8 protein-coding genes and 2 pseudogenes are annotated in these 7,732 nt (G+C 74.7%); 5 read left to right on the top strand and 5 right to left on the bottom strand.

Going from position 1 to position 7,732, the window contains the following annotated elements:
• The 4 genes and pseudogenes from BAW75_RS15005 to rimP all read right to left on the bottom strand — a co-directional run.
• On the bottom strand, nucleotides 1-249 hold a 249-nt coding region (locus BAW75_RS15005; RefSeq protein ID WP_146074844.1), incomplete at its 3' end, for a translation initiation factor IF-2 N-terminal domain-containing protein.
• A gap of 93 nt (nucleotides 250-342) precedes the next feature.
• Nucleotides 343-679: pseudogene (locus BAW75_RS15000) on the bottom strand (YlxR family protein).
• Nucleotides 680-694: 15 nt separating this feature from the next.
• The gene (gene nusA, locus BAW75_RS14995; RefSeq protein ID WP_030503423.1) at nucleotides 695-1,738 is read right to left on the bottom strand and encodes a transcription termination factor NusA; all 1,044 of its coding nucleotides are present in this window, start codon (nucleotides 1,736-1,738) and stop codon (nucleotides 695-697) included.
• Entirely contained in the window at nucleotides 1,735-2,391 is a 657-nt protein-coding gene (rimP, locus tag BAW75_RS14990) for a ribosome maturation factor RimP (protein ID WP_069089328.1), read from the bottom strand. Before rimP ends, nusA begins: the two co-directional genes overlap by 4 nt.
• 263 nt (nucleotides 2,392-2,654) lie before the next feature.
• On the opposite strand from rimP, the gene BAW75_RS14985 reads away from it, so the two are divergent.
• The 5 genes from BAW75_RS14985 to BAW75_RS14965 all read left to right on the top strand — a co-directional run bounded on the left by BAW75_RS14985 (nucleotide 2,655) and on the right by BAW75_RS14965 (nucleotide 7,315).
• Entirely contained in the window at nucleotides 2,655-3,104 is a 450-nt protein-coding gene (locus tag BAW75_RS14985) for a hypothetical protein (protein WP_176722874.1), read from the top strand.
• The gene (locus BAW75_RS14980; protein WP_104113949.1) at nucleotides 3,101-3,547 is read left to right on the top strand and encodes a ferritin-like domain-containing protein; all 447 of its coding nucleotides are present in this window, start codon (nucleotides 3,101-3,103) and stop codon (nucleotides 3,545-3,547) included. The genes BAW75_RS14985 and BAW75_RS14980 overlap by 4 nt, the downstream gene beginning before the upstream one ends.
• A 69-nt stretch (nucleotides 3,548-3,616) precedes the next feature.
• Complete coding sequence (locus tag BAW75_RS14975; RefSeq protein WP_030503427.1) at nucleotides 3,617-4,198, top strand: PadR family transcriptional regulator; 582 nt, start codon at nucleotides 3,617-3,619, stop codon at nucleotides 4,196-4,198.
• 19 nt (nucleotides 4,199-4,217) lie between these two features.
• The gene (locus BAW75_RS14970) at nucleotides 4,218-4,949 is read left to right on the top strand and encodes an ABC transporter ATP-binding protein (RefSeq protein WP_104113948.1); all 732 of its coding nucleotides are present in this window, start codon (nucleotides 4,218-4,220) and stop codon (nucleotides 4,947-4,949) included.
• On the top strand, nucleotides 4,946-7,315 hold the full coding sequence (locus tag BAW75_RS14965) for an FtsX-like permease family protein (RefSeq protein WP_244206122.1): 2,370 nt from the start codon (nucleotides 4,946-4,948) through the stop codon (nucleotides 7,313-7,315). Before BAW75_RS14970 ends, BAW75_RS14965 begins: the two co-directional genes overlap by 4 nt.
• On the opposite strand, the pseudogene BAW75_RS14960 reads toward BAW75_RS14965, so the two are convergent.
• Nucleotides 7,303-7,707: pseudogene (locus BAW75_RS14960) on the bottom strand (YhgE/Pip domain-containing protein); the annotation flags it as partial. The gene BAW75_RS14965 and the pseudogene BAW75_RS14960 overlap by 13 nt on opposite strands.
• Nucleotides 7,708-7,732 lie beyond the last annotated feature (25 nt).

Genomic DNA, 7,732 nt, shown 5'->3' with positions numbered 1-7,732 from the left:
CCCGGGTGCCCCCCGGGTCGGGGTGGGCGTCGGGGTCGGTGCCGGACCGCTGGGCGCGGCAGCCGGCGGGCCGGCGGGCGCCGACGAACCGGCTACGAAGGCGCTACGCAGCCGCCGGGCGACAGGCGCCTCGACGGTGCTGGACGCGGACTTCACGAACTCGCCCATTTCCTTGAGCTTGGCGAGAACGGTCTTGCTTTCGACCCCGAGCTCCTTGGCAAGCTCGTGTACGCGGGCCTTTCCTGCCACTGCACTCCTCACTCCGAGGTCGTGCGGGCAGCACCCGCAGCGACCTCACTCGTGCACTTGAAGCCTGGTCATTTCAGGGACTTCATCGTGTGCTCATGTCGGTCGTCCTACCTTGCTAGCGACCCTCGACCGGTCGGGCTTGACCGGTCGTCGGGGGTTGCGCGTCGACGTGCTCCGCAAGCGCACCGTGGTCAGGAACCCCGGTGAGGCGCAGTGCCCGCCCGAAGGCGCGACGCCGCACCGCCTGCGCGAAGCAGGCCGGATCAGGGTGCATGTTCGCTCCCCGACCCGGCAGTCTGCGGGCCGGATCGGGCCTGAGACTGATGTGACCAGCCTCGTCACCGATCGCGACAACCCGCAACAACTCGCTGGCCGGCGCCCGTTTCCGGCAGCCCACACAGGTGCGCTCCGGAATCGCGCGTCGTGCCACTGAGTAAGTCTACCCCTAGCCGCCGGAGATCGCGCCGCCCGGCTCCGGGACGTGATCAGCTCCGCCCCGGCTCTGCGGGGCCGCGGTCTCCGCGTCGGACCGGATGTCGATGCGCCAACCGGTCAGGCGGGCCGCCAGGCGGGCGTTCTGCCCTTCCCGGCCGATCGCGAGCGAGAGCTGGAAGTCCGGGACCGTCACCCGGGCGGTACGGGAGGCCAGGTCGACCACCTCGACCCGCAGCGCCTTGGCCGGCGACAACGCGTTGCCGACGAACGTCGCGGGGTCGTCCGACCAGTCGATGATGTCGATCTTCTCGCCGTGCAGCTCGCTCATCACCGCGCGGACCCGCTGCCCCATCGGGCCGATGCAGGCGCCCTTGGCGTTGACGCCGGACGCGGTCGAGCGGACCGCGATCTTCGTACGGTGACCTGCCTCACGGGCGATCGCGCCGATCTCCACGGTGCCGTCGGCGATCTCCGGCACCTCCAGCGCGAACAGCTTCTTCACCAGCGCCGGATGCGACCGGGACAGCGTGATCTGCGGCCCGCGCATGCCCTTGGCGACGTGCACGACCACGCAGCGGATCCGCTCGCCGTGCTCGTACCGCTCGCCCGGGACCTGCTCGGACTGCGGCAGGACACCCTCCAGCTTGCCCAGGTCGACGCTGACGATGCCCTTCTCCCGGCGCGTCTCGTGCGCCTGCACCACGCCGGTGACCAGGTCACCGTCGCGGCCCACGTACTCGCCGAAGTGCACCTCGTCGGTGGCCTCCCGCAGCCGCTGGAGGATCACCTGCTTGGCGGTCATGGCGGCGATCCGCCCGAAGTCGTGCGGAGTGTCGTCCCACTCCCGGGTGACGGTGCCGTCGGCGTCGAGCTCCTGCGCGAAGACCGAGGCGGCCCCGCTCTTGCGGTCGATCTCCACCCGGGCGTGCGACTCGGCGCCGTCGGTGTGCCGGTAGGCGGTCAGCAGCGCGGTCTCGATCGCCGCGAGGATCGTGTCGAACGGGATCTCCCGCTCGCGCTCCAGGGCGCGCAGCGCCGCGAGGTCGATGTTCACCTCTCCTCGTCCTCCAGATCTTCGTCGTCGTCGGTGTCTGTGTCGTCGCCGAGGTCCTCGTCGGCCAGGTCGTCCAGGCGGCTGAACTCCACCTGGACCCGGCCGGGCCCGAGCTCGGCGTACGGGTGTGCCACGGGGCCGGCGTCGGTCTCCAGCTCCACGCGCTCGTCGTCGGCGGCCGTGATCCGGCCGGTGAGCTGGCGGTCCCCGGCGTCGCCGCGGACGGTGACCTTGACCAACCGGCCCACGTTGCGCCGCCAGTGCCGGGGCAGGGTGAGCGGGCGGTCCACGCCGGGCGAGCTGACCTCCAGCTGGTACTCGCCGGCCACGATGTCGCCGCCGGACTCCTCCGCCGCGTCCAGGGCCGCCGACACCGCGCGGGAGACGTCCGCCACGGCGTCCAGGTTGATCCCGCCGTCGGCGTCCACGATCACCCGGACCACGTGCCGCCGCCCGGCGCGGGAGACGGAAAGGTCCTCCAGGTCGTAGCCGGCCGCGGCGACGACCGGTTCGATCACCTCGCGCAGCCGGTTGCGGCGCGCGTTCAGATCGCCACGGGGTGCGCCGCTGCGCTCCGCGCCGCGGGGGCCGTCGGACCGGCGGGGCCGCCCGGCGGGCCCCGTCGGCCGGGTGGCACGGCCACGCTGCGTCATTCCGCGCACCTCTCCTGCTGTTGCCACGACCCACGGGCCGTGTTGTCCCGGGCCGGTGCGAGCGGTCGGCTCGCCATACCGGCACGCCACCGGGGCGTCCGCGCCCGGTGGTTGCGCAGAGCGTAACGCTAACGGCCGCGGACGGACCCGGCGGCGCACCGAGACCCTGACCCACGAGGCGGCGCGAATGGTGTTGACTCTGTCAGGTGGGGACCGGCAGAACACCATCCGACCAGGTCAGAGCGGGGCATTCCCGGCGCTGGCTGCTGCGCGCCGGAGGGCTCGTGGCGCTCGGCGGCGCGGCCGCGCCGCTGACCGGTTGTGATCTTTTCGACCGCGACCAGGAGCCACCGGCGCCTGATGCGCTGGAGCCGCTGGCCGCCGAGGCGCTGGCGCTGGAGGCCCGCTACCGGGCCGCCGCCACCGCCGCCCCGGCGCTCGCCGGACGGCTCACCCCGATCGCCGACGCGCACAAGGCGCACGCCGAGGAGCTACGCCGGGTCATCGGCCGGCCGGCTCCCTCCGGCACGCCGGCGGCCGCCGGCTCGGCGAGCGCGCCCGCGCCCGACGCCGTGCTCACCGAGCTGCGTCAGGCCGAACAGGAGGGCCGGACCAACGCGGCGAAGGCCTGCGCCGAGGCGCCGGCCGAGCGGGCCGCGCTGCTCGGCTCGATCGCCGCCGCGCGGGCGACCCACGTGGAGGCGCTCAAATGAACCCGACAAAGAGCCCGAGCCCGGCACAGGCCCTCGCCGACGCGCTCGCCGCCGAGTACGCGGCGATCTGGGCGTACGGGGTGATCGGCGTGCACCTCACCGGCGCGGCGCGGACGGCGGCCCGGGCCGCCGAGGCGGCGCACCGGTCCCGCCGCGACGCGCTGCTCCTGCAGCTCGCCGAGGGCTCCGGGCAGGTACCCGCGGACCGGGCCGGGTACGCGCTGCCCTATCCGGTCACCGACCGGGCGGGAGCGCTGCGGCTGGCGGTGGAGATCGAGGAGCGGACCGCCGGGCACTGGCGGGCCGCGCTCGCGCACACCAGCGGCGTGGAGCGGAACACGGCGCTCGCCGCGCTCACCGACTGCGCGCTGCGGGCCACCCGCTGGCGGCGTACGGCGGGCGTGACACCGGTCACCGTTCCGTTCCCGGGCCGCCCCGCCTGAGCGCGACGCCGGTCACCCGGCGAAGCTTCCCGGTTGCGCTGCGCATACCAGGTATGCATACTCGCGGTCATGTCCATCCGTCACGGCCTGCTCGCCCTGCTCGAACGCGGCCAGATGTACGGCTATCAGCTCCGTGCCGCGTTCGAGGAGTCCACCGGGTCGACCTGGCCGCTGAACATCGGGCAGGTCTACACCACGCTGGCCCGGCTGGAACGCGACGGACTGGTGCGCCCGCTGCCGGAGAACGAGAGCGGGCAGCGGCCGTACGAGATCACCGACGCCGGACGGGCGGACCTGGCGATGTGGTTCGCCACCCCGATCAGCCGCGCCGACCGTCCCCGCGACGAGTTGTCGATCAAGCTGGCGCTGGCGTTGACCACGCCGGGCGTCGACGTGCGCGCGGTGGTGCAGACCCAGCGCACCGCCACCATGCGCGCGCTCCAGGAGTTCACCCGGTTGAAGTACACGAGCGACAAGCCGGAGGATCTACCCTGGCGGCTGGTGCTGGACGCGATGATCTTCCAGACCGAGGCCGAGGTGCGGTGGCTCGACCACTGCGAGACCAGCCTGGTCCGGCACCGCCCGGCGCCGATCCGGGCGGTCGACCACCCCGAGGCGGTGGACCGGGCCGGCGACGAAGCCCGCCGGTGACCCGGCACGGGAGGCGCTGATGGACCCCATCGACGGGGTGCTGGAACTGCGGGACGTACGCCGTACCCACGGCACCGGTGAGGCCGCCGTGCACGCGCTGCGCGGCGTGAGCCTGACCGTGCGGGCCGGGGAACTGGTGGCGGTGATGGGCCCCTCCGGGTCCGGCAAGTCCACGCTGCTGGCGCTCGCCGGCGGCCTGGACCGGCCGACCAGCGGCGAGGTGGTGGTCGAGGGCGAGGCGCTGGTCGGGCTGTCCGCCCGGGAGCTGGCCCGGCTGCGCCGCCGCCGGATCGGGTACGTCTTCCAGGATCTGAACCTGCTCGGCAGCCTGACCGCCGTGGAGAACGTGGCGCTCCCCCTGGAACTGGACGGCGCCGGCGTACGGGCGGCCCGCCAGTCGGCCCTCGACGCGCTGCGCGAGGTCGACCTGGAGGACCTGGCCGACCGCTTCCCGGACCAGATGTCCGGCGGACAGCAGCAGCGGGTCGCGATCGCCCGGGCCCTCGTCGGCGAACGCCGCCTGGTCCTCGCCGACGAGCCGACCGGCGCGCTGGACTCGCAGACCGGTGAGGCGGTGCTGCACCTGCTGCGCCGCCGGGTCGACGCCGGGGCGGCCGGGGTGCTGGTCACCCACGAGGCCCGGCACGCCGGCTGGGCGGACCGGGTGGTCTTCCTGCGCGACGGGGTGATGGTCGACTCGACCGCCCCGCTGATCGGCGTCGACCACCTGCTCAGCGGCAGCCTCCGGTGACCGGCGGCCGCCTCGCCGCCGTACGCGGATCGTGGCGGACCGCGCTGCGGATCGCCCGCCGGGAGGCCCGGCGGTCCCGGCGGCGCACGCTGCTGGTGCTGGTGATGATCGCGCTGCCGGTGCTCGGCCTCAGCTTCGCCGCGGTCAGCTACGACATGGCGGATCTGAACCGCGCCGAACGGATCGAGCGCCAGCTCGGCGGCGCCGACGTGGCGCTGCGCTGGGACAGCCTGACGGCGGTGACACAGGACGCCTGGGGCGAGTCGGCCTGGCCGGTCCAGGGCGAATGGGTCGACCGGACCCGTCCGGCGACCGCCGAGGAGGTGCGCGCGCTGCTGCCCGAGGGCAGCCGGGTGGCCCGCACGCGCTGGTGGATGACGTTCTCGACGCGGATCGGCCGGCACGTCGAGTCGATCGAGGCGCGCGCGGTGGACCTGACCGACCCGCTCACCCGGCCGCTGGCCCGGGTCCGCGACGGCCGGCCGCCGGTACGCCCCGACGAGATCGCGGTCAGCCCGACGGCGCTGCGCCGGCTGGAGACCCGCATCGGCGACCCGGTACGCACCATCGACGGCACCACCTACCGGGTGGTCGGGGTGGTGGAGTACCCGGACAACCTCCGGGACGTGATCACGCTGCCCGGGGTGACCCCGGAGGGCACGGCCGGCAGCGACACCTGGCTGGTGGACCTGCCCGGCCCGCTGGATCCGGGGCTGGTCGACCGGCTGAACGCGCAGGGCGTCCAGGTCGTCGCCCGCGACCGGCTGCCCGGACGGGACGAGTTCTCCCGCGGCATGCGCGTACCGGACGCCGACGAGGCCGGCGTCGTCGGGGTGGTCGGCGGGCTGGGCCTGCTGGAGGTGGTGCTGCTGGTCGGCCCGGCCTTCGCGGTGAGCGTCCGCCGCCGGCGGCGGGACCTCGCGCTCGTCGCGGTGGCCGGTGGCGACGCCGCCCACCTGCGCCGGATCGTGCTCGCCGACGGGGTGGTGCTCGGGGCCGGCGGGGCCGCCCTCGGCCTGCTGCTCGGCATCGGCGCCGCGTTCGCCGGCCGGCCGATCGTCGAGCAGTACCTGCTCGGCGAGCGCCTCGGCGCGTACCGGATCTTCCCGTCCGCGCTGGTGGCGATCGCCGCGACGGCGGTGCTGGCCGGGGTGCTGGCGGCGATGGCCCCGGCCTGGACGGCGGCCCGGCAGGACGTGGCGACCGGCCTGGCCGGCCGGCGCGACGGGTCCCGGCCGCGCCGCCGCTGGCTGCTGATCGGGCTGGCGCTCACCGTCGCCGGGACCGCTCTCGCCGCGTTCGCCGCCGGCCGCACCTCGCAGACCGGTGTGCTTGCCGGGGTCGCCCTGGGCGAGCTGGGTCTGGTGTTCTGCACCCCGACGCTCGTCGGTGTGCTGGGCCGGGCCGGCCGGCTGCTGCCGCTCACCCCCCGGCTCGCGTTGCGCGACGCCAGCCGCAACCGGTCGTCGGCCGCGCCGGCCATCTCGGCGGTGATGGCCGCCGTCGCCGGAAGCGTCGCGATCGGCGTCTACGTGGCCAGCGACGAGACCCGGTCGCGAGAGCTCTGGCAACCCGGTCTGCCGCCGGGCAACGTGCTGCTCACCCACTCCGGCGACATCCCGGCGGACCCGCCGTCGGCCGACGTCGTCGCCACCCGGGCCCGCACGGTACTGCCCGACGCCACTGTGACGCCCGTCGCGGTCCCCGGATGCGCCGGCACCGTCCGCGACAAGAACGACTGCGCCGCGTACGCGCTCGTTCCGCCCGAGCAGCGCTGCCCGTACACCTCCTCCGACCCGGTCCCCGACGCGGCCCGGCGCGATCCGCGCTGCGTGAGCCCCTTCCAGGAGCCGGTCGACGTCTACCTGCCGGCGCTCGTGGACGACGGCGCCGCGCTGGCCGCGCTCACCGGCGCGCCCGCCGACGAGCTGGCCGCCGCGCGCCGGACGCTCGCCACCGGCGGCGTGGTGGTCACCGACGCCCGGCGGGTGGTGGACGGGCAGGTGCGGGTGGAGGTCAACTACAACTCCGGCGGCCCGCCCTCCGGGCGGCTCCTGCCCGCGTACGTGCTGCGCGGCGGTCTCAGCGTCGACCGGCTGGTGCTCTCCCCCGCCGCCGCCGACGCGCTCGGCCTGTCCGCCGTACCGCTGGGCTACCTGCTGGACACCGCCGGCTCGCCCACCGATCGGCAGATGGAGATGCTGATCGACGAGCTGTACGACATCGGGCCCATGTCGGCGCAGGTGGCGACCGCCGACCCGCCGTCGGACCAGCGCCCGATGCTGCTCCTGCTGGCGGTGGCCTCGGGGGTGATCACGGCCCGGATCTCGCTGAACGCCGACCGGGCGAGCAGGCCGGAGAGGTAGTTGGTGGCGTCGTCGTTGACGACCTTCAGCTCACCCTGCCGGGCCGGACGGTCCGGTTCCGGGGCGGCGGCGAGCGAGGCGGAGAAGTCCTCCGGAATGGAGAAGACCAGGTGGTAGCGCCCGTCGCGCAGCCCCTTCGCGGCATCGGCCTGGTCGGTCACGGTCCAGCCGAACACCTTGCGGTCGAGCAGCTTCTCGGTGAGGTCGCGCCCGGCGTGCACCTCGCTGCCGTCGCCGGCGGTGGCCGGGCGGTCGGCGTTGACCAGGGCGACCGGGATGCGGTCCATCTTCCCGTAGGGATCCCAGAACGCGTACAGGTAGAGCGCGCCGTAGAGCAGCGGGACGATGGTGAGCACGGCCAGGGCGGCGCGCGGCAGCCGGCCCCGGGTCATCCGGCGCAGCTCGAACAGGGCAAGT

The sequence above is a fragment of the Micromonospora chalcea genome, from assembly GCF_002926165.1.
GTDB lineage: Bacteria > Actinomycetota > Actinomycetes > Mycobacteriales > Micromonosporaceae > Micromonospora > Micromonospora chalcea.
The sequence above is the reverse complement of the archived record's forward strand: the minus strand, read 5'-3'. Positions and strand labels throughout refer to the sequence as shown.

What these genes read in the sequence shown, in the direction of transcription:
- rimP (WP_069089328.1), bottom strand. Translation starts at nt 2,391, where the DNA reads ATGACGCAGCGTGGCCGTGCCACCCGGCCGACGGGGCCCGCCGGGCGG.
- BAW75_RS14980 (WP_104113949.1), top strand. Translation starts at nt 3,101, where the DNA reads ATGAACCCGACAAAGAGCCCGAGCCCGGCACAGGCCCTCGCCGACGCG.
- BAW75_RS14975 (WP_030503427.1), top strand. Translation starts at nt 3,617, where the DNA reads ATGTCCATCCGTCACGGCCTGCTCGCCCTGCTCGAACGCGGCCAGATG.
- BAW75_RS14970 (WP_104113948.1), top strand. Translation starts at nt 4,218, where the DNA reads ATGGACCCCATCGACGGGGTGCTGGAACTGCGGGACGTACGCCGTACC.